The sequence below is a fragment of the Longimicrobium sp. genome, assembly GCF_048594345.1.
Lineage (GTDB): Bacteria > Gemmatimonadota > Gemmatimonadetes > Longimicrobiales > Longimicrobiaceae > Longimicrobium.
Genome location: NZ_JBMDXM010000054.1, coordinates 97,096 through 120,152, shown reverse-complemented (window position 1 = coordinate 120,152; position 23,057 = coordinate 97,096). Strand labels below are relative to the sequence as shown.

General features: G+C 68.5%; 21 protein-coding genes. 12 read left to right on the top strand and 9 right to left on the bottom strand.

The features are described 5' to 3' along the window. Positions 1–4: 4 nt before the first annotated feature. Positions 5–1,225, bottom strand: a complete 1,221-nt coding sequence (locus ACOJUJ_RS06790; RefSeq protein ID WP_420126097.1) for a tetratricopeptide repeat protein — start codon at positions 1,223–1,225, stop codon at positions 5–7. Positions 1,226–2,115: 890 nt separating this feature from the next. Here ACOJUJ_RS06790 and fusA point away from each other — a divergent pair. From fusA to ACOJUJ_RS06760, 6 genes are all read left to right on the top strand, one after another. Beyond that, positions 2,116–4,224: an elongation factor G gene (fusA, locus tag ACOJUJ_RS06785; RefSeq protein ID WP_420126096.1), complete on the top strand. Its 2,109-nt coding sequence runs from the start codon at positions 2,116–2,118 to the stop codon at positions 4,222–4,224. Between the two features lie 377 nt (positions 4,225–4,601). Beyond that, complete coding sequence (locus ACOJUJ_RS06780; RefSeq protein WP_420126095.1) at positions 4,602–4,916, top strand: hypothetical protein; 315 nt, start codon at positions 4,602–4,604, stop codon at positions 4,914–4,916. 84 nt (positions 4,917–5,000) lie between these two features. Then, on the top strand, positions 5,001–5,582 hold the full coding sequence (locus tag ACOJUJ_RS06775) for a TIGR00730 family Rossman fold protein (protein ID WP_420126094.1): 582 nt from the start codon (positions 5,001–5,003) through the stop codon (positions 5,580–5,582). Positions 5,583–5,656: 74 nt separating this feature from the next. Next, positions 5,657–6,268, top strand: coding sequence for an NfeD family protein (locus ACOJUJ_RS06770; RefSeq protein WP_420126093.1), 612 nt, complete (start codon positions 5,657–5,659; stop codon positions 6,266–6,268). 152 nt (positions 6,269–6,420) lie between these two features. After that, a complete protein-coding gene (floA, locus tag ACOJUJ_RS06765; RefSeq protein ID WP_420126092.1) occupies positions 6,421–7,419 on the top strand; it encodes a flotillin-like protein FloA in 999 nt (332 codons plus the stop codon). Positions 7,420–7,422: 3 nt separating this feature from the next. After that, positions 7,423–7,950 carry a hypothetical protein gene (locus ACOJUJ_RS06760; protein WP_420126091.1) on the top strand — a complete coding sequence of 176 codons (528 nt, stop codon included), beginning with the start codon at positions 7,423–7,425 and terminating at the stop codon, positions 7,948–7,950. Between the two features lie 119 nt (positions 7,951–8,069). Here ACOJUJ_RS06760 and zapE read toward each other — a convergent pair whose 3' ends face one another. The 7 genes from zapE to ACOJUJ_RS06725 all read right to left on the bottom strand — a co-directional run bounded on the left by zapE (position 8,070) and on the right by ACOJUJ_RS06725 (position 15,585). Further along, the gene (gene zapE, locus ACOJUJ_RS06755) at positions 8,070–9,158 is read right to left on the bottom strand and encodes a cell division protein ZapE (protein ID WP_420126090.1); all 1,089 of its coding nucleotides are present in this window, start codon (positions 9,156–9,158) and stop codon (positions 8,070–8,072) included. A 59-nt stretch (positions 9,159–9,217) separates the two neighbouring features. Then, positions 9,218–9,598, bottom strand: a complete 381-nt coding sequence (locus tag ACOJUJ_RS06750) for a hypothetical protein (RefSeq protein WP_420126089.1) — start codon at positions 9,596–9,598, stop codon at positions 9,218–9,220. Positions 9,599–9,790: 192 nt separating this feature from the next. Beyond that, positions 9,791–9,946 carry a hypothetical protein gene (locus ACOJUJ_RS06745; protein ID WP_420126088.1) on the bottom strand — a complete coding sequence of 52 codons (156 nt, stop codon included), beginning with the start codon at positions 9,944–9,946 and terminating at the stop codon, positions 9,791–9,793. A gap of 111 nt (positions 9,947–10,057) precedes the next feature. Then, positions 10,058–10,663, bottom strand: coding sequence for a TetR/AcrR family transcriptional regulator (locus ACOJUJ_RS06740; protein WP_420126087.1), 606 nt, complete (start codon positions 10,661–10,663; stop codon positions 10,058–10,060). Between the two features lie 704 nt (positions 10,664–11,367). Further along, entirely contained in the window at positions 11,368–14,577 is a 3,210-nt protein-coding gene (locus ACOJUJ_RS06735; protein ID WP_420126086.1) for a peptidase S9, read from the bottom strand. A 216-nt stretch (positions 14,578–14,793) separates the two neighbouring features. Then, complete coding sequence (locus ACOJUJ_RS06730; protein ID WP_420126085.1) at positions 14,794–14,949, bottom strand: hypothetical protein; 156 nt, start codon at positions 14,947–14,949, stop codon at positions 14,794–14,796. A 270-nt stretch (positions 14,950–15,219) separates the two neighbouring features. Next, positions 15,220–15,585, bottom strand: a complete 366-nt coding sequence (locus ACOJUJ_RS06725; RefSeq protein WP_420126084.1) for an STAS/SEC14 domain-containing protein — start codon at positions 15,583–15,585, stop codon at positions 15,220–15,222. A gap of 192 nt (positions 15,586–15,777) precedes the next feature. On the opposite strand from ACOJUJ_RS06725, the gene nfi reads away from it, so the two are divergent. The 3 genes from nfi (at position 15,778) to ACOJUJ_RS06710 (ending at position 18,127) form a co-directional block, all read left to right on the top strand. After that, positions 15,778–16,479, top strand: coding sequence for a deoxyribonuclease V (gene nfi, locus ACOJUJ_RS06720; protein ID WP_420126083.1), 702 nt, complete (start codon positions 15,778–15,780; stop codon positions 16,477–16,479). A 224-nt stretch (positions 16,480–16,703) separates the two neighbouring features. Beyond that, the gene (locus tag ACOJUJ_RS06715; RefSeq protein ID WP_420126082.1) at positions 16,704–17,234 is read left to right on the top strand and encodes a sigma-70 family RNA polymerase sigma factor; all 531 of its coding nucleotides are present in this window, start codon (positions 16,704–16,706) and stop codon (positions 17,232–17,234) included. After that, positions 17,231–18,127 carry an anti-sigma factor family protein gene (locus tag ACOJUJ_RS06710; RefSeq protein ID WP_420126081.1) on the top strand — a complete coding sequence of 299 codons (897 nt, stop codon included), beginning with the start codon at positions 17,231–17,233 and terminating at the stop codon, positions 18,125–18,127. The genes ACOJUJ_RS06715 and ACOJUJ_RS06710 overlap by 4 nt, the downstream gene beginning before the upstream one ends. 551 nt (positions 18,128–18,678) lie before the next feature. On the opposite strand, the gene ACOJUJ_RS06705 is transcribed toward ACOJUJ_RS06710, so the two are convergent. Further along, the gene (locus ACOJUJ_RS06705; protein WP_420126080.1) at positions 18,679–19,824 is read right to left on the bottom strand and encodes a PPC domain-containing protein; all 1,146 of its coding nucleotides are present in this window, start codon (positions 19,822–19,824) and stop codon (positions 18,679–18,681) included. 429 nt (positions 19,825–20,253) lie between these two features. On the opposite strand from ACOJUJ_RS06705, the gene ACOJUJ_RS06700 reads away from it, so the two are divergent. The 3 genes from ACOJUJ_RS06700 (at position 20,254) to ACOJUJ_RS06690 (ending at position 23,023) form a co-directional block, all read left to right on the top strand. Continuing rightward, a complete protein-coding gene (locus ACOJUJ_RS06700) occupies positions 20,254–20,838 on the top strand; it encodes a DUF4082 domain-containing protein (RefSeq protein ID WP_420126079.1) in 585 nt (194 codons plus the stop codon). A gap of 201 nt (positions 20,839–21,039) precedes the next feature. Continuing rightward, entirely contained in the window at positions 21,040–22,140 is a 1,101-nt protein-coding gene (locus ACOJUJ_RS06695) for an isoaspartyl peptidase/L-asparaginase family protein (protein WP_420126078.1), read from the top strand. A gap of 34 nt (positions 22,141–22,174) precedes the next feature. Beyond that, positions 22,175–23,023 (top strand): restriction endonuclease, encoded by an 849-nt coding sequence (locus tag ACOJUJ_RS06690; protein ID WP_420126077.1) that lies wholly within the window; start codon positions 22,175–22,177, stop codon positions 23,021–23,023. Positions 23,024–23,057: the final 34 nt, after the last annotated feature.

Genomic DNA, 23,057 nt, shown 5'->3' with positions numbered 1-23,057 from the left:
GCCCTCACGGCGTGGCTCCGGCCGCGAGCGCCTGCACCCGCTGCTCCGCGTGCGCGCGGCGTCCGTGGGCGCGGCTGGCGCGCTGCAGAAAGTTGCGGTACCCCTCGGCGGCGGCTGTGGCGTTGCCCTGCGCGTCGCGCACCATCGCCAGCCCGAAGTACGGGTCGGGGTAGTGGGGCGCCGCCTGGCTCGCCCGCTCGAACTGCGCGGCGGCCTCGTCGAACTTGCCGGTCTGCGCCAGCACGGCGCCGTAGGTGTAGATCACCGAAGGCTCGTTGCTGGTCTGCGCCGCCAGTGCGTACTCCGCCTCGGCCGTCTCGGCGTTGCCTTCCGCCAGCGCCAGCGCACCCATGCGCACGTGCGCGGGATAGAAGCTCAGGTCCTCCGTCAGCGCGCGGCCGTACGCCTCGCGGGCGGCCGCGCGGTCGTTGTTGCGCTCGTGCAGCATCCCGATCCCGTGCTCCAGCAGCGCCTTGCTTTCGTACAGGTGCACCAGCTCGCGCTGGTTGTCGTCTTCGCGCCGCTTTTCCTGCAGCGCCTCGGCCATGTCGGTGAGCGCGGCGGGAATGCTGCCCATGTGCGCATGCAGCCGCGCCCGCTCGGTGCGCAGGTACGACTTGCGACGGGCCTGGCTGATGGCGTCGCTGTACAGCCGCAGGGCGTCGGCAAAGCGGCCGGCGGCGTACGCCTCACGCGCGCGGACGTAAGGCCCCGACTCCTGCAGCCATTGCTGGACAAAGCGGGCCTTGTCGGCGTCAGTGGCGCTGTGAAGGCCACCGCGATCAAACGCCTCACGGATCCACGTGTCCGTGTAAAGGCGAAAGAGCGAGCTTTCGTATTTGCGGTACAGCAGCGGGTCCAGGGTCAGGGCCCGGAAGTACAGCGAGTCCAGCATGATCACCTGGGGGTTTCGCGCCAGCCGCCGCTCCCCATCCCAGTACGGCACCAGCAGGCGCGGGTCGGCCATCAGCAGCGCCGTGTACCGCCCGTACAGCGCGTCGGCCAGGGTGGGGTTGAGCTGCGACGCCCAGTAGAACGCGTCGGCGGCCTCGCGCGGCCGGTCGGCCAGGCTGCGCTCGGCGAGCTGCATGTAGGCCCGGGCGTCGTTGCTGTCGGCGCCGGCGGTCAGCCGGGGGCGGCGCGGCGCCTCGCCCGCGCGCTGGGCATCGGCCGGCACGGCGGCGGCGAGCAGAAGGAGGACGATGAACGAGTGGATACGGCGCACGTTGATTCTCGATGGCTGGGGAAGTACAGGCCGTCCGGAACGAAAAATGGGCGGATCGGCGCGGAGGGCGAGGGAAGGGGCTAGCGGACTGCGAGCGGCCGTCCGGTGCGCGCAAGACGCTACGCGGGATCGGGCCGGGTGCGGAGTGTCTGGGAGTGGCCCGGCGGAAAGATGATCGCGGTATCCGTTCCGCGCAACATCCGTCTTTCATCCACCGTTCCCAGCACGTGATACGCATTGACGATACAGAGCCTTGGGCGTCACGCGGAGCCATCCCGATGTCCCCTGAGTCCGCAAAAAGATTTGGCCTCACACAGAGTCAACAGGGTCAACAGAGTTGTGTCGTGCCGCTTCCTCAGTTCTCGCGGTGAAGACTGGATCTGTGATGTCGGGTGCAGGGGGCCCTGTCGGCGAGGCACACTCTTTCGTCGGGGCGTCGGCAACGGGGAGGAAGGTGGAATGCGGCAGGGGGCCATCCGCGTTTTTTGGGGAGGGATGAGGATCGGCGGATGAGCTTCCGCAGCGCACCGCGGCGAGCCCATCACACCACCTGATGCGCGATCTGGAGAACCATCCCCACCACGAGGATCCGAAGGAGCGGGACGCTTGCAGCGGCCGGTGTCTCTCCAGGCGTGACAGAACAGGATACACGTTCCACCGCGATCGTTGCCGTACGTTTTTTGCGTCGCCCGGTATCCAGTCACCGATGTGTGACGAATGGGGTTCGCCCCTCTCCGCAGCGCCCGCCGTGGGGAGCGCGTTGCTCCGTGGCCCAGCCCGGAGGGAAACCCTTGACGCCCGCGCGCCCGCCGCGCATCTGTGACGATGGCCGCCCCGCGTTATGGAACGGGCCGGCCCCCGCAACCCTCCCCCAAGCTCCGGAGGTGAACATGGCGTCAGCCCCCTCTTTCACAACGGACCGCATCCGCAACGTGTGCGTGGTGGGACACGGCGGATCGGGAAAGACGACCCTGGTGGATGCGTGCTGCTTTACCAGCGGCAGCAGCAAGCGCCAGGGGTCGGTGGATGACGGAACCGCCCTCACCATGTTCACCCCCGAAGAAACCGGCCACGGCATCAGCATGAACGTCTCCGTGGCCCACGCGGCCTGGATGGAGACCAAGATCAACTTCATCGACACCCCCGGCTACCTGGACTTTCTGGGCGAAACCCGCGCCGGCATTCGCGTGGCCGACGGCGCCCTGGTGTGCCTGAGCGCGGTAAACGGCGTGGAGGTGGGGACGGAGCGGGTGTGGGAGCTGGTGCAGGAAAGGAACCTGCCGGCCATCCTGTTCGTGTCGATGATGGACCGCCAGAACGCCGACTTCGAGCGCGTATACCAGGACATCCGCGAGCACCTTACCCCCAAGGCCATCCCGGTGGAGGTGCCCATCGGCACGGCCGAGGATTTTCGGGGGATCGTGAACCTGTTCAGCGACAAGGTGCACTTCTACCACGAGAACACCCAGACCGGCGACTACGACGAGGAAGACGTTCCCGCCGACCTGCAGCCCATGGTGGACAGGTACTACGACGACCTGATCGAGACCATCGCCAGCACCGACGACACGCTGCTGGAGCACTACCTGGAAGGCGACACCATCACCCGCGACGAGGCGCTGCACGCGCTCAAACAGGCCATGCTGCGCGGCGACCTGGTCCCCGTGTTCTGCGGCGCGCCCACGAAGACGTGGGGCGTGCGCGCGCTGCTGAGCAAGCTGGTGGAGCTGATGCCGTCCCCGCAGGAGCGCCCCGCCGAGCTGGCGCAGGGCCGCAACGACACGGTGGTGGAGATCCGCAACCTGAACAGCGACCCGTTTGCCGCGCTGGTCTTCAAGACCACCAGCGAGCCGCACGTAGGCGAACTGTCGTTCTTCCGCATCCTGGGCGGATCGGTGAACAACGGCGCCGAGGTGTACAACGCCACGCGCGAAAAGGCCGAAAAGCTGTCGCACCTTTCCATCCCCCAGGGCCGTGAGCGGCTGGAGGTGGACGGGCTGCGCGCGGGCGACATCGGCGTGGTGGCCAAGCTCAAGGACACGCACACCAACGACTCGCTCAGCTCCGCCGGCCATCCGCTGGTGCTGGCCGGGGTGCGGTTCCCCGAGCCCGACATCGCCGTGGCGGTGGAGCCCTCTACCCGCGGCGAAGAAGACAAGCTCGCGGTGGGCCTGCACAAGCTGCACGAGGAGGACCCCTGCTTTAGCGCCGAGTACAACGCCGAGCTGGGGCAGACCATCGCGCGCGGCCTGGGCGAGCTGCACCTGGAGGTGCAGCTGGAGCGCCTGAAGCGCAAGAACGGGGTCGAGGTGGTGGTCAAGGCGCCGCGCATTCCCTACCGCGAAACCTTCCGCGCGCCCAGCGAGGCCCAGGGCAAGCACAAAAAGCAGACGGGCGGGCGTGGCCAGTTTGGCGACGCGCACGTGCGCATCAAGCCGCTGAGTCGCGGCGAGGGCTACCGGTTCACCGACGCCATCGTGGGCGGCGTCATCCCCGGCAAGTACATTCCCGCCGTGGACAAGGGCGTGCAGGAGGCGGCGGCCCGCGGCATCCTGGCCGGGTACCCGGTGGTAGACTTCGAGGCCGAGGTATACTTCGGCAGCTACCACACGGTGGACAGCAGCGAGCAGGCGTTCAAGATGGCCGGCATTCTGGCCTTTCACGCCGCGGCCGAGAAGGCGCAGCCGGTGATCCTCGAGCCGATCATGCAGGTGGACGTCTTTACGCCCGACGACTTTCTGGGCGACGTGATCGGCGACCTGAACCAGCGGCGCGGGCACATCCTGGGCATCGAGCCGGCGGGGCGCAACCAGCGGGTGCGCGCGCTGGTGCCGCAGTCGGAGCTGTACAAGTACAGCACCACGCTGCGCTCGCTTTCGCAGGGCCGCGCCACCCACACACGCACCTTCCACGCGTACGAGGAGGTGCCGCAGCACGAGGTGCCCAAGCTGGTCGAAGCGGCAAAGAAGGAGCGCGAGGAGCTGGCGGCCGCCCGCTAGTTGCGCATTTCGCTCGATGAACATCGGCCCGCTCCGGATCTTCGGAGCGGGGCCGATGCATGTGTGCAGGCGTTGAGCATTTCTGACTGGATCTCACACGGAGTGAACGGAGTCAACGGAGTTTGTTCTGCGTGAGTCTCCATCAACCATGCGTTACCTCACGAGGAAGGTGAAGGAAGACACCACGTAAAAACTCCGTTGACTCCGTTAACTCCGTGTGAGGCATTCTTCTGGTGGAGTCTGCCCTGATGGGTGCTGTGCGGATCGCGAGGACTGCGGACTTTCGGACGCGGATAAATGGGGATGGTTGCCAGCGTGAGGCGGCGGGTCGTATGCTGTGCCGCTCCTGACCCGCATCATCTCGTACCGGAGGACGTATGGCCCGTTTTGCCCTGGTTTGCGCAGCCGCCCTGAGCCTTGCCGCGCTCGGCGCGTGCGCCCGCGAGCCCGATCCCGCGCAGCAGGACGCACCCGTCAACGACGCGGCCGCGCCGCCCCCGCCGCTGACCACCGAGATGGTGGGCGGATCGGATCCGGCCGTGCAGCCGGCCGTGGCACCCACGCAGGCGCCGGCCACGACCACGCCCGCGTCTCCATCCACCACCGCGCCCACGGCCGCGCCCGCCACCGCGCCGGCGACGGACACCAGCCACGCCGCTCACGCCGACTCCGGCCACACCGGCGCCCACTGAAGCCGTTCCGGGGGTGGTGCACAGGGGCCCCGCTCGGACGCGCTCCGGGCGGGGCCTTTTACGATCTACCGCGGGGAAACGAACGTGAAGCGAATCTGTGTGTTCTGCGGGTCCAGCCCCGGCCTGCGTCCCGAATACGCCGCCGCCGCCCAGGCGCTGGGGCGGGTGATGGCCGGGCGGGGGATCGGCCTGGTGTACGGCGGCGGGCACGTGGGGCTGATGGGGGTCGTGGCCGACGCCATCATGGCCCACGGCGGTGAGGCCATCGGCGTGATCCCCGAGGCGCTGCTGCGGCGCGAGGTGGGGCACCACGGGCTCACCGAGCTCCACGTCGTGCGGTCGATGCACGAGCGCAAGCAGCTCATGGCGGACCTTTCCGACGGGTTCATCGCCATGCCGGGTGGCTACGGCACGTTCGAGGAGTTCTGCGAGGTGATCACCTGGTCGCAGCTGGGCATTCACCCCAAGCCGTGCGCCCTGTTGAACGTGCTGGGCTACTACGACGCGCTGCTGGCGATGTTCGACCACGGGGTGAACGAGGGCTTCATCCGCCCGCACCACCGCGCCATGGTGCTGGAGGACACGGACCCGGCCACGCTGGTGGAGCGAATGCACGCTTTCGTCCCTCCGGATGCGGAAAAGTGGATCGAGCCGGCGGAGCGCTGAGCGCGGCACTTGGAAGCGGCGCTCCGCCGGTGTAGACTTGTCTTTCGCAACGCTTTCCGTTCCGCACCGCACCCATGCGACCGATCCTCGCCCTCGCCGCCCTGCTCTCGATGGTCCCCGCCGCCGCGCACGCCAGCCCGGTCCGCTTTGCCGGCGCGCTGGGCCTGGCGTCGTGGATGCCCGTGCTGATGGTGATCGCCGGGCTGCTCTTTCTGGCGGTGGAGGTCTTTCTCATCCCCGGGCACGGGTTGGCGGCGCTGCTGGGGCTGCTGGCCGTGCTTGCCGGCATCGCACTCTCCCTGATGGGACCCGTTCCCGGAGTGGCGGACGTGGCCATCGCGGTGGGGGCGGTCATCTCCAGCGCTACGCTGGTGGGCGTTGCGGGGTGGGGGCTGTATTCACGGATGAAGGCCGGCGACCCGCTGCTGGGCGGCATGCTGCGCCGCGACGAGGGGTACATCGCCGCGCTGCCGCGCCCGGAGCTGGAAGGGATCGACGGCATCGCGCTTACCGACCTGCGCCCGGCGGGGACGGCGGAGATCGCGGGCGAGCGGCTGGACGTGGTGAGCGAGGCGGGATGGATCACCGCCGGCTCGCCGGTCCGCGTCCTTCGCGCGGAAGGCTACCGCCACGTGGTGCGCGCCATCCCTCTCCCTCCGCCGCCGGACGAGGCGCCCACGGAGTAGCGCTCCTTCGGTGGACGGAGAAGGAGCAGCAGCAACTCGCAACTTATTTCATCCCACGCACGTAGACGCCTCCGCACCCGGCGGAGCGACCGTCGCGGCGCCGCCTTTCGCCACCCGGCGCAGGCCCTGATCCCCCGGACCGAGACACGACGATGGATCCCCTCGCATCCACGCTGTTCCTGATCTTCCTTGCCTTTATCGGCATCGTGATCTTTCTGCAGTTCATCCCGCTGGGGCTGTGGATCCAGTCGGTGTCGTCGGGCGTGTACGTGGGGCTTACGCGGCTGTTCGCCATGAAGCTGCGGCGCGTGAACCCGGCCCGCATCGTCCATCCGCTCATCACCGCCCACAAGGCCGACCTGCCGCTGAACGTGACGCAGCTGGAGGCGCACTACCTGGCCGGCGGCAACGTGGAGCGGGTGGTGCAGGCGCTGATCGCGGCGCAAAAGGCGGGGATCACCCTCAACTTTCAGCAGGCCACGGCGATCGACCTGGCCGGGCGCAACGTGCTGGAGGCGGTGCAGACCTCGGTGAATCCCAAGGTCATCAGCACGCCGCGGGTGGCGGCCATGGCCAAGGACGGCATTCAGCTCATCGCCATCGCCCGCGTGACGGTGCGGGCCAACATCAACCGGCTGGTGGGCGGCGCGGGTGAGGAAACCATCCTGGCGCGCGTGGGTGAGGGGATCGTGTCCACCATCGGCTCGGCGTCCAGCCACAAGGCGGTGCTGGAGAACCCCGACAACATCAGCAAGACGGTGCTTAGCAAGGGGCTGGACGCGGGAACGGCGTTCGAGATCCTGTCCATCGACATCGCCGACGTGGACGTGGGCAAGAACATTGGCGCCGAGCTGCAGACGGACCAGGCCGAGGCCGACAAGCGCATCGCGCAGGCCCGCGCCGAGGAGCGCCGCGCCATGGCGGTGGCGCTGGAGCAGGAGAACCGCGCCCGGGTGGAGGAGATGCGCGCCCGCGTGGTAGAGGCCGAGGCGCAGGTGCCGCTGGCCATGGCCGAGGCGTTCCGCAAGGGCAACCTGGGGGTGATGGATTACACTCGCATCCAGAACATGCAGAGCGACACCTCCATGCGCCGCGCGCTGGCCGCCCCCGCGGGACCCGCCTCGGGCAACGCCGGGTCGGGCGGGAGCTGATCCATGGAGTTCCTGGTCCTGCTGTTCATCGGCTGGTTCATCTGGTCGGTGGTCAAAACCGCGCAGGGAGCAAAGGCGAAGCAGCTTCCGCCTCCCGGCGAGCCGACGGTGACGGACTGGTACGCGCTGTCGCAGTCGGAACAGGTGCGGATGGTGGGCCCCGCGCCCGCCGCCGTGCTCCCCGCGCGCACCGCCGCCGAGGAAAGCTCGTCGGAGCTGCTGTGGGACGAACTGGCCGGCGACACGGAGCTGGACGCGGGCGGCACCGCGCCGGTGGAGGTGGTGGCGCTGGAGGTGATCGAGGAGCGGTCGGTGGCGGTGCGGCCCCTTCCCGGCGCGGCCGTCTCGCTGGAGCACGAGGTGGACTGGGAGGCCGAGCACGAGCGATTTCACCGCAAGTACGTCGACGGCCACTCCGCCGGCTCCGCCGCGCGCCACGGCCTTCTGGACGAGATGCGCGACCCCGGGGCCCTGCGCCGCGCGCTGCTGATGGCAGAGATCCTGGGCCCACCCAAGTCGCTGCGTAAGTAGAAAAGGAATTCCTCACACGGAGTTAACGGAGTCAACGGAGTTTGTTCGGCGCGATGATCAAACTCTGTTGACTCTGTTAACTCTGTGTGAGGCAATTGTTTAAAGCTCTGCCCCGCACCTCAGCCGGACGAAGCGGCCACCAGCCCGGCGCGGCGTTCGCCCAGCATCTCCTCCATGCGCGACAGGCAGCGCGAGAACTTCTTGCCGTACGATCCGGTGAGCCACTCCGCCGGAAACAGCTCCGTCAGCCCCGCGTCCCCCGAAGCGGCAAAGGGGACGGCGTTGTCGTACAGCTTGTCGATGAAGTGCACCCAGCGCAGGCCTTCGTACAGGCTCGCCATGGGCCGCACGCCCTCCAGCAAAAGCTCGTCGATCGCGTCGATCACCGCGTGAAAGCGGATGGGATGGATCTCCCCCAGTCCGCGCATCAACTCATCGAACGACACGGCCAGCGACCGCGGGCCGGCGGCGGCGCGGGCACGGTCCATCGAGGCATCGTCCAGAAAGTACGCGCGGCCGGGGTCCGCCTCGAAGCGGCGGTGGCGGTAGTCCTCGCCCTCTACGCGCAGCACCTCGAACGCAGACGACAGCTCCTCGATCTCCGTCTTGAAGTTCTTCTGGTCGAAGCGCCCGCGCCCCAGCTCGTCCGGGATCGTGTTGGACGTCGTGGCCACGCGGATGCCGTCCGCCAGCGCGCCGCGCAGAAAGGCGATCGCCAGCTTCAGGTTGCCGGGATCGTCCAGCTCCCACTCGTCCACCGCCACCAGCCGCATGCCCTGGAACGCCTGCCGCGCGCCGTCCACCCCCAGCAGCCCGATGGCGTACACCAGCTCGTCAAAGCTCAGGTACGCACTGGGCCCCGGCGACGCGTGCCAGAGTGACGCCAGCAGGTGCGTCTTGCCCACCCCGAATCCGCCATCCAGGTACACCCCCGACCCGCGCTCCACCCCTCCGAACGCCGCGCGCAGCCGCTTCCATCCACCCCCCGCGCCCTCCAGCTCCGCCGCGATGGCGCGCAGCCGCTTCACGGCCGCGGCCTGCGACGGGTGGCGCGGGTCGGGGCGGTAGTCGCTGAAGCGCTTGGCCCGAAAGCGCGGCGGGGGGATGAAGCCGGCCACCAGCCCGGCGGCGTCGGGGCGGGCGGGGATGCGGGCGAGAACGTCGTCCAGGCGCAGCAAGGCGGGCGATTCGATGGACCAGGTCAGCAAAAGGGTCCGGGGCGGCGCGAGGGTACGCGCCCGCCCCGGAAGAGGAACCGCCGCCGTGCTCAGTGGCCCCAGACGGATACGCTCGACATGCTGAGCGTGGTGTGAAGCCGCAGGTCCACGGCCGTGCCCGGCTGCACGCGCACCGCGGGGCTCAGGTAGCCGCGCGCCCCGCCAACCGGATCCGCCAGCAGGTACACGTCGCCCACGTCGTGGGAGAAGCGCAGGGGAAAGCGGCCGCGCGACAGACCGGTCACCGTCCCCAGCCGCCAGCGCATCCCCGACTGCAGCACGTACACCGTCACGTCCGCAAAGCCGTTGTTGGCCACGTTCACCACCGCGGGCTGCACCGGCTTGCCCAGCGACGGCTTTCCGGGCCCGGAGCACGCGCCCAGCAGCATCGCCGGCAGCACGGCCACGAGCGTCCAATGCCGCGTTTTCATGGTTCACCTCCTCCTGGAGGGAGGCATCCGGCGGCCATCCGGCCGCCATTCCCCAGGCCATCAATCTACGTGCCGCATCACGGGACGCCCACGGTTTCTTTCCATCCGCGGACCCCGCGGCCCGCGATGGCAAGGAAAGGCCCCCGCTCGTCACGACGAGCGGGGGCCTCGAACCTCTTGCGCGTGATCGGCTTACAGGCCGCTCCAGGGCGTCAGGAACACCACCATCAGGATGGGCACGCCGGGAATCGCCAGAATGCCCACCAGCCAGAGGGCGATCTCCCAGTTTTCGTAGTCTTCTTCGACCACCTCGTGCGTGGTGGTGCGCTCGACGTTCAGGTCAGCCATGCTCGTTCTGCTCCGCCACGCCCGCGCGCGGGCTGGTTCCGATTGCGTCCGCCCGCGTTTTGCCGGGTCAGGGCGAACAACCTAGCGATTCGGGCTCCGCCTGTCCAGCGCCTACCCCGCCGCGGCGATCCCGCGGTGGAACGCCGCCGCGAAGCGCGGGGCCACGGGGGTCAGCGGGCGGGTGCGCTCACCCAGCAGCCACTCCAGCTCCACCTCTTCCAGCGCGCCGATCAGCATCCGCCGTACCAAAGGGATCTCGGTGTCGCGCCGCAGCTCGCCGCGCTCCACGCCGCTGGCGATCAGGGTGTCGATGGCCTGCGCGTACGTCCGCAGCACGTCGCGCACCGCACCGCCGTAGAACTTGCTGCTCTGCCGCGACTCCAGCAGCAGCACCGTAGCCAGCTGCGGCTCGCCCTCGATACTTTCCAGCTGCAGTTGGACAAAGCGCGCCAGCCGCTCCTCAAAGGGCCGGTCCGACCCCATTACCTCCTGCGCCGCCGACACGAACTCGTTCACCTTTTCGCGAAAGGCGGTCAGCAGCAGGTCGTCCTTGCCCTCGAAGTACAGGTAGATGGTCCCCTCGGCCACGCCCGCCCCCGCGGCGATGTCGCGGATGCGCGCCGCAAAAAAGCCGTGCTCCGCGAACACCCGCACCGCCGACTCCAGGATTGCCCGGCGGCGCTGCTCGCGGCTTTCGGTGAATGGGCGCTCAGTCATGCGCGGGAAGATAGTGCGAAAGTGCGAACGTGCGAAAGTGTGGGGAAGGAAAGTGCGTGAGTGCGGAAGTGCGTTAGTGCGAGGGGAGGGATTGCGCCGCACCCGCGGGGGCCCTCACCCGCTCGCTTAGGCTCGCACCCTCTCCCGCACGCGGGAGAGGGTATAAACGTCGCCCACACCCCTCGATGCCCTGCGCTGTTCGGTGTTTGTCGTCGCCTCCACACCCACGCCGCGCGAAGGCCCTCGATGATGCGAGCAGGTGAAGCCCCGCCGGGCGAGCTCCGCGAGCCCAGGGCGGGGCTTATGGCTGTTCTAGCCCCGGCTTTAGCCCGAGGTGGGGCGAAACGGCGGCCGTTCCCTCGTGCGATGCGCCTCTGCGGCTACGGTGCCCGTCCACACCTCCGCACCCACCACGCGCGCAGGCCCCTGCTGACCCTAGCGGTTGAAGCCCCGTCCGGCGAGTGTAACGAGCCGGACGGGGCTTATCGCTTTCCCAGCAGCGGGTTTACCCGCTCATCCATCCATCCGCTCACCCATCCATCCGCTCATCCATCCATCCGCCACCCGTCCGCTCATCCAACCGCCATCCCTCCGCCGGGCTTTTGACGGTCGCCTCTGCTCCTTCTCCCATCCCCCAAAAACGCGAACGTGCGGTAGTGCCACTTTCGCACTCCCGCACTTTCGCACTCTCGCGCTTCCGTCCGTCAGAACCCGGGCTGCATCGAGAACTGCCAGTGGAAGCCCTTCTCACGCTCGAAGGCCTTTACGTACACCGCCTCGATCACGAAGTAGCCGAACAGGTTGGCCCGCGCGCCCACGCCCGCGCTGGTCACGATCCCCCGCTCGCTGATCTCCGGCTGAACGCCGCGGCGGAAGTTGAAGTTCGTTTCGATCACCTGGCCCTGGTTGCCCTCGACGCTGCCCCACGCGATCCCCGCGTCGGCGAACACGAAGCCCTCCACCGGCGGCAGGCCCAGCCGGTTCCCCACCACCAGCTGGCTGATGAGCGGCATCCGCAGCTCCAGGTTGGTCAGCGCGATGCGGCTGCCCTTGAGCTCGTCAAAGTACAGGTCGCACTCCGTTCCGCCGCCCGTGTCGATGGTGGGCCGGCAGGAATCGGCCAGGTTGTCGCGGCCGTAGCCGCGGATCAGGAACGGCCACCCCAGGTAGATGGCGCCCACCTGGTGCTCGTCGCGGCCGTAGCGGCCAATGTGCATGCCGCGGAAGGCCAGCGTGAACGGACGCAGGAACAGGTAGCGGCGAAAGTCGGCCGTCAGCGTGGTGAACTGCAGGCTGCCCAGCGTGGGCGCCACCTCGAACCGGTAGCGCATCCCCGCGAACGGCGACGTGTACCCCTGCAGCGTGGCGTCGTACACCAGCGCCGCCGAGCTTTCGGCCATGTTGAACGCACTTCCCTCGATCTCACGCCGGCGCTGCCCCGACGGGCCTTCCAGCCCCACCAGGTTGCTGTCGGCGTCAAAGACCGGGCGGTATACCAGCTCCATCACCTGCCGGTCGTTGCTGATGCGCCGCGCCCCGGCCGTGAACTCCATCCGCTGCACCTGCGAAAACGGGTACTGCGTCACCCCGCTCAGGCTGGTGTCGAAGTAGCGCAGCAGCACCTGCTGCACCACGTACTCGCTGCGGTCCTGCGTAAGCCCCTCGCCGTAGCCGCCGTAGATGTAGGGGATGCGCTGCGTGGCCACGCCCCAGTTCCAGCGGTGCTTCTGGTTCAGGTACAGCGCGCTGAACCCGATCTCGTCGATCTGCCCCTGCGCCTGGATGGTGCCGAAGATGTTGTGGTATCCCAGGATGTCGCTGAAGATGCCCGAGATGCCGCCGTACAGCCCGCCGCGGCTGAAGCCGCCCGTGCTGACCGTGGCGCCCACGCTGGGCTGCCCCAGGTAGTCCAGCGACACGCGGGGGCGGTACGGGATCACCGCCCAGGTGGACTGCGTCTCCGTGTCGGGCAGCCCCGTCTGGAACTCGTTCACCGCAAGCAGCACCCGGTTGTACGGCGCCTCCTCGGGGCGCGGCACGGGCGGCAGCAGCGCCGCCAGCGGAATGCCCTGCACCCCCGCCTGCGCCGTCTGCAGCGGCACCGGCTCCGTCCCCGCCAGCTCCGCCGGGTTGCTGATGGAGTAGATGTTGAAGCCGCTGCGCTCGTACGCGGTGAACACCAGCCGGTCGGCGTTCTGCGCCACGGAAAGCGCCGGGCTCAGGTCCGTGTAGCCGCTCACGCCGGTGAACAGGTCGGTCACCTGGGTGAGCGCGCCCGACTGCAGGTCCATCCGGTACACGTTGGAGATGCCCGTGCGGTCGCTGATAAAGTACAGCGCCCGGCTGTCGCGGCTCCACTGCGGGTTGATGTTCTTGCCCACCACCCGCTGGTTGCCGCCGGCCGACTCCAGCGTGCGGATCTGCCCGCTGGCCACGTCCATCAGCGCCAGCCGGTACTCGCCAAAGGTGAACGTGTTGAAGTCCGTCTCGCCGCGGTCCGTGGCAAACGCGATGGTGCGCCCGTCGGGCGAGAACATGGGCTGCAGGTCCGCGAAGCGGTCGTTGGTGAGCTGCCGCGTGTTCCCCGTGTTCACGTCGATGGCGTACAGGTCGCTCATCCCGCCCTTGAGCCCCGACACCACGATGGTGTTGCCGTCCGGCGACCAGGTGGGGTTGGTGATCTCGCTCACGTCGGGGATCTCGAACTCCCTCAGGCGGTCGGCCCGCTGCACGTCCATGATCACCACCACGTCGCGCTCCTTGCGCAGCGCGCTAAAGGCGAAGCGCCGCGAGTCCGGCGACCAGGTGCCCGCCGAGTTGATGTAGCGCAGGCTGCCGTAGTGCGGGTCGAACGCGGTGCCCCGCACCAGCCGGCGGACGATCTCACCCGTCTCGGCGTTGGCGATGTACATCTCCACGTCCAGAAACTCCAGCTCCGACAGGAACGCTACCAGCTTGCCGTCGGGCGAAACCACCGGCGCGATGTTCACCCGGCCGCCCTCGCCCCGGAAGGTGATGAGCGGCGTGGCCTCTTCGCGCGCCTCGCGGCGCTCCGACAGCAGCGGCAGGTAGGTGCGGCGAATGCTGGTGCTCCAGTCGTCCACGATCTCTTCCAGCGACGCGTTCAGGATGCGCTGAAACGCGTCGGGGTAGGGAACGCCCTGGCCCACCTGCTTGAGGATCTGCCCCACCGCCGCGTCGCCCCAGCGGCCGCCCACGTACGCCCAGAACGCCTGTCCCCAGCGGTACGGAAAGAAGCTGGGGTCGTACGTAAGCTGCTCGATGGTGGGAATGCGGCCGGTGAGCGCCGCGTCGCGCAGCCACATGGCCGTATGCGGGTCTACCGGGCCCACGCTCAGGTACTCGGCCATTCCCTCCACGAACCAGCCGGGCACCTGGAACCGCCGCGCCGCCTCTTCAAGCCCGGCGCCCGCGCGCCCGAACCCGCTGATGTCGTACTGAAAGGCGTGCACCAGCTCGTGGCCCAGGACGTGGTCCGTTTCCTCGTAGGAGTTGGACACGGGCATGATGATGCGCTGCTTGAACGCCTCGGTCACGCCGCCGGTGCCCTCGTTGATGTCGCCGCCCAGGGCGACCGTCTGCTGAAAGTGCGGATGGCTGGCGTACAGGATGAGCGGCTGGCGCTCCTCGAACTCGTGCTCCAGCACGCGGCTAAGCCGGCTGTACCAGCGCTCGATCATGAGCGCCGCGTCGCGCGCCGCCTGCTCTTCTTCGGGATAGAAGTAGACGTCGAAGTGCGTGGTGCGCAGCACGCGGAAGTCGAAGGTCTCGTACTGGACCTTGTTTCTTCCAAAGTACTGCGCCGGCGCGGGTGCGGCGCTCAGGGCAATCGCCCCGGCCGCCAGCGCCAGTACGGCGGCAAGGCGGGCCAACGGGCGTGCGGGTGCGGACATGGTGACTCCTCGTGCCTGCCGTGAATGGGTCGAACCGCCTTGCACAGCGGTCCGTCCGGCGTGCACTGGGGTGCGCCGGTGGCTGGGAACGCTGAGGTGTTTTCCGGGGGCCAAGGTTACGCACTTCTTGTACCCTTGCCCCCACAGGCTTTGGGCGGCCGTGACAGCCAACGCTCCGGCTGCCGTCCTTATGACACGCGACCCCGCCCGCGCCCCTTATCCCGCCTCTGCCGACACCCCGTCCAGCGTGCGGTCGTCGCCGCGCTCGTCCAGCAGCCACATGCCCGCCGCGGCCAGCGCCAGCAGCAGAAGAATGCCTAGAATCCAGGGCCGCGGCCCCGGGCCCCGGCGCGTCACGTCGATCTCCGCCATCGTACGTCCGGCTCCTTTCGGGTGGATGGGTTTCGGTGGATGTTGCTCGCTCGACGGGCAGGGAGCGTGCCCTGACCGCTCCACCTCGTCCCGTGGCGAGACAGTGCCGAACGAGGCAGAACAGAGGAAGGGTACAGAGAGGAACAGCGAAGGGCCAGAGGAACAGAGGAATGAAGGGGGGGAATCGATCGGCATCCCCTCATTCTTCCTCTGTTCCTCTCTTTTGATCCCTGTTCCTCTGTACCCTGAGTGCGTTCCTTCGGCGGCCGCTCAGGCCTGGGTAACGAGCCAGTCCAGTGCTTCGGACTCCTGTTCGAACACCTTGATGTTGCGCTTGGAGAACAGGATGACGGCCTGGTAGGCGATGCGGTGCAGGCCCGACATCCCCACCACCGCGCTCGCCTTGACGAACGGAGCGTTGTGGGCGGCCAGGTCCTTCATCCCCTGCAGCACGCTTGCATTGTACCGGCCATCGCGCACCAGCGTCATCACCAGCAGCGACGCCGGCGGCTGGCCGGCCACCACCGCCCGGGAGTGCTCGATCTCCCGCAGCGTCTCGGCGGGGTCGCGCACCCCGGAGTAGTCCAGCAGCAGGATCCGCTTTCCCTGGTGCTCGATGAACCGGGTTCGCTCCATGGGTGTGTCTCCCGCGTAAGGGCGTGGCAGCGTGTAGCAGGGCCGATTCCGCAAGATAATTCCTTGTTGCGTCCCGTCTACCGGTGCGCGACGAAGCGGCCAGCATGGTGCTTCGCCTGCTTGCCGGCGGGGGCGGAAGGATGCCATGATTTTCGTGGATTTTCTCCCTCCCCCGGTAAACGGAGTGCATGGATGGGCGACACGGATACGCCACCTTCGGCTCCCTCGCGCTGGGAGATGACGGTGGCCGAGGCGCGGGCGGTGCAGCAGTCGCTGCGCGAGCGGCTGGTGATGCAGCCGCCGGCCAACTTCGCGCCGCGCTTCGTAGCCGGCGCGGACGTGTCGATGGAGCGCTTCAAGCACTACGGCTACGCGGCCATCGTCGTCATCGACATGGAGACGATGCGGACGGTGGACGAGGCGACGGCGGCGGCGGAACTGCGCTTTCCCTACGTTCCCGGCTACCTTTCCTTTCGCGAGCTGCCGCCGCTGCAGACGTGCTGGGACGCCCTGCGCGTGCGCCCCGACCTGGTGGTCTTCGACGGGCACGGCTATGCGCATCCCCGCCGCTTCGGGCTGGCGTGCCATGGCGGGGTGCTGTGGGACGTTCCGAGCATCGGCTGCGCCAAGAACCCGTTCATCGGCAGCCACGCGCCGCTGGGCGACGAGCGCGGCGCGACCGAGGCGATCGTGCACGAGGGCGAGACGGTGGGGATGGTGGTGCGGACGCGGTCCAGGACCAAGCCGCTGTACGTTTCGGCCGGGCACCGGATGGACCTTCCGACCGCCGTGGCGACGGTGCTGCGACTGGCGGACCGCTACCGGCAGCCGGAGACCACGCGGCTGGCGCACGGCCGGGTGAACGAGCTGCGCCGGGCGGACGCTGCCGGATGACCGCGCGCGAAACGTCGGATGGGGAACGTGCGCGGCGCGGTGCGCATCCCCTCCCGCCGGGCGGCGCGGGGCGTTAGGTTGATGTCCGGGCGCGGTGAAAACCCCGCGCCCCGCCTCCCCGGGGCCCTTTGGGACCCTCCCGTCTACCCGCCGGTCAGAATCGGGCCGGCCCGGTCGTTCCACCCCGGCCAGTTGAGCGCACGGCTCAAGGACGGATAAAACTTTTGTCCCCTGCTACGCCCTCGCCGGAACAGCGGATCAACGTCACGCAGCTCTTCACGGAGCACTATGACGCGCTGTATCGGTACCTCGTGCGCCTTACGGGCGACTCCGACCTGGCGGCCGATGCCGCCCAGGAGGCGTTTGTCCGCCTGGTCGAACGGCCGCCACAGGACCGGCACCTGCGCGCGTGGCTGTTCGCGGTAGCCACCAACGTGGTTCGCGACACGGCCCGTGCGCGTGCGCGCTGGTTGAAGCTTTTGAGTGCGTCGCCGGACCGCGCCCCGCTGGGGGACGTGCCGGCGCTGCCCGACACCGAGGCCGAGCGTGGCGAGCGCCGCACGCTGGTGCGCGCCGCGCTGGACCGGCTGTCGTGGAAGGAGCGGACTGTGCTGCTGATGAGGGAGGAGGGCTTTGCCCACCACGAGATCGCGGTCGCGGTAGGAACCACGACGGGCTCGGTGGGCACCATGCTGGCGAGAGCGCTCAACAAGCTGTCGAACGAGCTCGCCCCGAACTCGGAGAGCCTGAAATGAACTTGACCGCAGGGTCCCGCCCCCAGCACCTGGAGGACGGCGACCTGATTGCATACATGGACCACCAGATGGACCGCGCCCGAAGTCGCTGGGCGGCCAGCCACCTGGAAAGCTGCGCGGACTGCACGGCCCGGATGGCCGCCATGCAGGCCCGCGCGGGCGCGCTTTCGGCGTGGGTGAGCGCGGTGGACGAGCCGGTGGCCGACGAGCGGCGTGCGCTGGCGATGGCGGCGGTGGAGCGCGCGCGCTTCCGCACCCGCGCGTCGCGTGGATGGGGAAGCCGCGGCAGCCTGGCGGCGGCGGCCATGATCGCCATGCTGCTTACGGTGGCCTTTGGCACCCTTCCCGGGCGGGCCTGGATGGGACGCGCGGCGGAGCGGCTGGGGCTGGGCGGGTCCGAACGCACCGCCCAGACGGTGCCGGTGGTGCCCCCCGCGCTGGAGCGCACCGCCGCGGCGCCCCCGGCTGATTCGGCGGCCGGCGCGGAGACGGAGCCGGGCGCGGCCACGGCGTCGGGCGGGCGGGCACGGACGCCCGGGCTGCCGCCGGGGATGTCGGCGCCGGTGCGCTTCAACCCCTCGGGAAACTACGTGCTGCTGCAGGTGGATTCACGCCAGCGGGTGGGGGCGGTTACCATCTGGGTGCGCAACACCACCCAGGCCGAGGGCCAGATCGTGGCCGGGCGCACGGGTGAAACGCTGGTGCCGCTCGAGGACGGGCTGCGCCTGCGCAACACGTCCGCCTCGCGCGCGGATTACACGGTGACGGTGCCCACCAACTACCGCTACATCCGCGTAAAGATCGGCGGCGAGCCCGAGACCACCATCGCGGTGTCGCGCGCCAGCCGGGACTGGCTCTGGACGCTGAGCCTGGCCTCGTCCGAAGGCGGCTGATCGCACGAACGTTTTCGTTTGATGACGGCCCTTTCCCGATTGCCCGGGGAGGGCCGTTGTTGTCGTGGCTGGCATCGTGGCGTGCTGAGGGTTCTTGAAAAGATGGCCTCACACGGAGTTAACGGAGTCAACGGAGTTGGTTCTTCGCGCTTGGGCTTGGTTCCATGCGAGGGAGATGGCTGGATTGTGGGGATGATTGTCATTGCGAGTCCCGGCCGCGTCGTTCCATCCGCACACGCGAGTGGTTTCAGGGCTGAGGTATCGGCTGGATGGCCGACAGCGTCGAGCGTGCGGCCGTTGCGTGAGGGATGCGCGCCCGCAGGGGCGAGACACCGGCGCACCACCGCGGCGGCGGGGACGGGGCACAGCTGGACGCGCCGGGGGCTCGCCGCACCTGGGCACAGTTGTATCGTGCCCTGGTGCGCGCGCAGCCCGGCCCCCGCTCGCGGGGGACACGCCCACACCCGCCGTTCTTCCTTCTCTCGAAAACACCGAGGCCCCCGCCGCAGCCGCGACGGGGGCCTCGTCTCAATGCGGAACCGTCCGCGGCGTCACGGGTCGCGCGTGGACTCGACGACGAGGGTGTAGTCGCCGGTCTGCTCGGCGCTGAAGGAGTTGGCGCGGATCACGTACTCGCCGTCTTCAGGGAGGGTGATCTCCAGCAGCGTGTTGGTGCCGTCGCCGCCGTCGTCCATGGTGGCCATCTCGTCGAACTCGCCGCCGTCGGTGCGGCCGATGGCCACGTAGGTGTCGAACGCCTCGGAGTCCATGCGAATGCGCAGCTGCTCGCCCGCGCGGCCCCCGTAGCTCCACAGCTCGTAGAACGAGCCGTCGGCCTCGAGCACGGCATCGTCTTCATCCAGCTGGCTGGTGACCTGCTGGCCGGGCTGCAGCGGGCGCGCGTTGGCGGGGGCGCGCATCACGCGCTCCTCCACGCTCAGCGTGTACGCGCCGCCCTGGTCGCCAAAGGAGCTGGCGCGGATCACGTACTCGCCGTCGCCCGGAAGAAGCTGGCTAAGGCGCGAGTCGGTGCCCTCTTCGCCGCTGTCGTCGTCGGTGTTCAGCGAGGTGAACTGGCCGTTCTCCATCCGCCCCAGGTCCAGGTAGGTGTCGAACTCGCCCGACCCCATCTGCACGCTGACGCGCTGGCCCGCCCGGCCCCGGAAGGTCCACACGTCGTAGATGCGGCCGCCGTCTTCCAGCGTCAGGTCGGTTTCGGTGAGCTCGCCGGTGACGGGGGTGCCCAGAGTGATGGGGCGCGCCTGGCCGGTGGTGGGCTCCGGCGCCGCCTGCAGGCCCAGGCTGAAGGCGCCGGCGCCATCTTCGGAGAACGACTGCGCGACCACCAGGTAGGTGCCGTCCTCGGGCAGGGTAACGCGCAGCCGCGAGTTGGTCTCGTCGCCGCTGTCGTCGTCGCTCTTGAGCTCGTCCATCAGCGGGCCCACGACGCGCCCCACGATAAGGTAGGTGTCGAAGTCGGTGGAATTGAGCGTGGCCACCACGCGCTGCCCGGCGGTGCCCTGAAAGCGGTACGCGCGAAAGGCGCCGCGGCCAAACACGTGCGGATCGCCCGCACTCAGGGAGCCGTTGACGCTCTGGCCCACCTGTATGGGCTCGGTGCCCGGCTGCGCGTGCAGGCTCAGAGGAAGCGCGGACAGCAGACAGGCCGCGAGCGCGGCGCGGTGCAGCTGGTTCATGGGACTCGCCTTGGGATGCAGGGGAGATGGGCGCGTCGCCGGCCGCGGGGGCAGCCGTGAGTGCCGGATTGCGCCGCGCCGTCGCAGCGGCGGCGGACGCGGGCAGCTGCTACCAGTCCGCGAAGCACGAAGTTCCCGCGGAACGCAAGCACAATCTACGCTCCACCGTGGGGGGCGCCAGACGATGTGAACGGGTGAACGGGTGAACGGGTGAACGGGGTGGGCACGCTGGTGCGCTCTGTCTCGGTGTGCAATCCGTGTCGCTGTCCACGAGCCGATGCGCTGAATCGTTTTCTGAGACTGTTGCAGTTGTGGATTTTCGCATTTATTGTACGAATACACCCGGTGTGCCGGGGACGGGCCGGGAGGGGGCGCGGCTGGGGTGGGGGCCCGGATTCAGGGACCATCCATCACAGGAGAGAACAGATCATGAAACGTATCCTCCTCATCACAGCCGCCGCGCTGGTGCTGAGCGCCTGCGCCGACACCAGCCACAATCCCGTCGAACCGGGAGCGCCCAGCTTCTCCTCCGGTCAGCGGTGGCAGATCTTCGGCTTCGGGACGCCTGCGCAGACGGTCAGCGCGTCACCCGGCTACGAGGTGGCCACGCGATTCTACGCGACCACCCCCGGCTGCATCCGCAAACTCCACTTCTACAAGGCGGTAGGTGAAACCGGGACCAACTACGTTACGGTCTGGACGAACAGCGGAACGGCGCTCTACACGGATCGCATCGCCGACAGCTTCAACGGCTCCGGCTGGCGCACGCTGGACCTGCAGCCTCTCCTGGGTCCGCCCATCGACAGCAGCGTGTGCATCAGCGCCAACACGTACTACCGCGTGTCGGTGAACACCAACACCTACCAGGCCAAAACCGGAGGCTTCTTCGACAACGGCGCGATCACCAACGGCGCGCTGGTGGCGGACTACAGCTACTACGGCACTGCGGGGTACTTTCCCACGACCGGAAGCGGCAGCGGCTACTTCATCGACGTCACGTTCGAGGAAGACTGACCGGGAGCGCCGCGAGCCTGCGGGGATCCAGGGACGCGGTGCAGGGCGCGGGGGAGATTGCTCCCCCGCGCCCTCTGCGTTGGTGTACGCGACTTTATCGGCCCGCCATCCCGCCTTTACGATGTATCGACCTGGCGTTGTGCCTGCCACGCGCGCCGCGCAGATTGGGAGCGACTACATCCACTCCGCACAGGACGCACGATGAGCCGCACCGCACGCTTGTTCTGGATGGCCGCGCTGGCCGCGATCCCCGCCTGCACGCCGGCGCCGGAGCCACAATCCCAGCCGCAGCCGCTGTCCGGCGTGCGGCCCACGGACGTGGGGGGCAGCATGGCGGCGCCGCCGCGCTGGGGGATGGTGATTCACGGCGGCGCGGGCGCCATGACGCCGCAAAGCGTGCCGCCGGAGCGGCAGGCGGAGTACCGCGCGGCGCTCACCGAGGCGCTGCGGGCGGGGCACGCGGTGCTGGCGCGCGGCGGCACCAGCCTGGACGCGGTGGAGGCGGCCATCAACGTGATGGAAGACAACCCGCTGTTCAACGCCGGCCGCGGCGCGGTGATCACGGCGGACGGGCGCATCGAGCTTGACGCGGCCATCATGGACGGCGCCACGCTCAAGGCGGGCGCGGTGGCGGGGCTGCACACGGTGCGCAACCCCATCGACCTGGCGCGGGCGGTAATGGAGCGCTCGCCGCACGTGATGATGATTGGCGAGGGGGCCGAGACCTTCGCGCGGCAAAACGGGCTGCAGATGGTGGAGGAAAGCTACTTCTGGACGCCCAACCGCCGCGCGCAGTGGGAGCGCATGCGCATGCAGGACAGCCTGCGCGCCGACAGCGCGGCGCGCGCCGGGCGCACCAGCGGCTACGCGGTGCCGGACGAGCGCAAGTGGGGCACGGTGGGGGCGGTGGCGCTGGACCAGCGGGGGAACCTGGCCGCCGGCACCTCCACGGGCGGGATGATGATGAAGCGCTTTGGCCGCGTGGGCGACGTGCCCATCATCGGCGCGGGAACGTACGCCAACAACCGCTCCTGCGCCGTGAGCGCCACCGGCCACGGCGAGTTCTTCATCCGCAACACGGTGGCGCACAGCATCTGCGCGCTGATGGAGTACGGCGGGCTGCCGCTGCAGGCCGCGGCCGACAGCATCGTGATGAAGCAGCTGGTGGCGCAGCAGGGCGAGGGCGGCATCATCGCCATGGACCGCCAGGGCAACGTCGCCATGCCCTTCAACAGCACCGGCATGTACCGCGGCCGCATCGACGCCGCCGGCAACGTGACCGTAGGCATCTTCCGCGACTGAGACGTTTACCTACCCTCTGCCAAGTTCAAAAACAATGGAATCAGCGGGCGGTGCGTCTGCCAGGGGATTTGCGTTCCAGCACTACATCGCAACGCTTTACCGCTCGTTGGGAGCAGAGGTTGAAACAGAGGCCGCTTTGGCCGGTAACGCGATCGATATTCTTGCCCGGGAGAAGACGCCGTCGGGTGAAATCATCCGGACGGCGATCGAAACCAAGATGTACTCGAAGCCCCTGGGGGCGAGGCAGCTCCACTCCTTCGCAGCTGTAGTCAATCATCTAAAGCAACGCGGATTGGTCGACCGCGGCGTGCTCGTGGCTGCCGCAGGGTACACGGCACAGGCCCGTGAAGAGGCGGGTAAGTACTCCATCGAGCTGGTAGACCCCGACGAACTCGAGAAGCGCGTAAGCGGCGAAGGGGCAGACGTCAAAGCCCCCGGTGGCGTACCTCACAAAGAGCAAGCGCCCGCCAGCGCGGCGGGCCACCGGCCGAAGAAGATCTTCGTACTGATGCCGTTTTCCGAAGCATTCGACGACGTCTACATCATCGGAATCCGAGAAGTCGCGGAACAGCTGGGGTATGTGGTGGAACGGGCCGATGACATCGAGCACAACCAGGATGTTCTGGCCGTTCTCCAGGACCAGATTCGCACGGCTGATGTAGTCATCGCGGATACGACGACGCAGAATCCAAATGTTTTCTACGAGGTCGGATATGCTCATGCATCAGACAAACCGACGATTCTGATCAGCCGGCAGGGTGAGAAGATTCCGTTCGACCTGCAGTCTCTGAATCACATTTTCTACTCCACGATCGTTGATCTGAGGACCAGGCTGACCAAGCGCCTGGAAGCGATGTTCGGTGTATCCAGGGGGAAGCCTTGAGCAGTCTTGTCTTAGCTCGGTAACCAACCAGCCA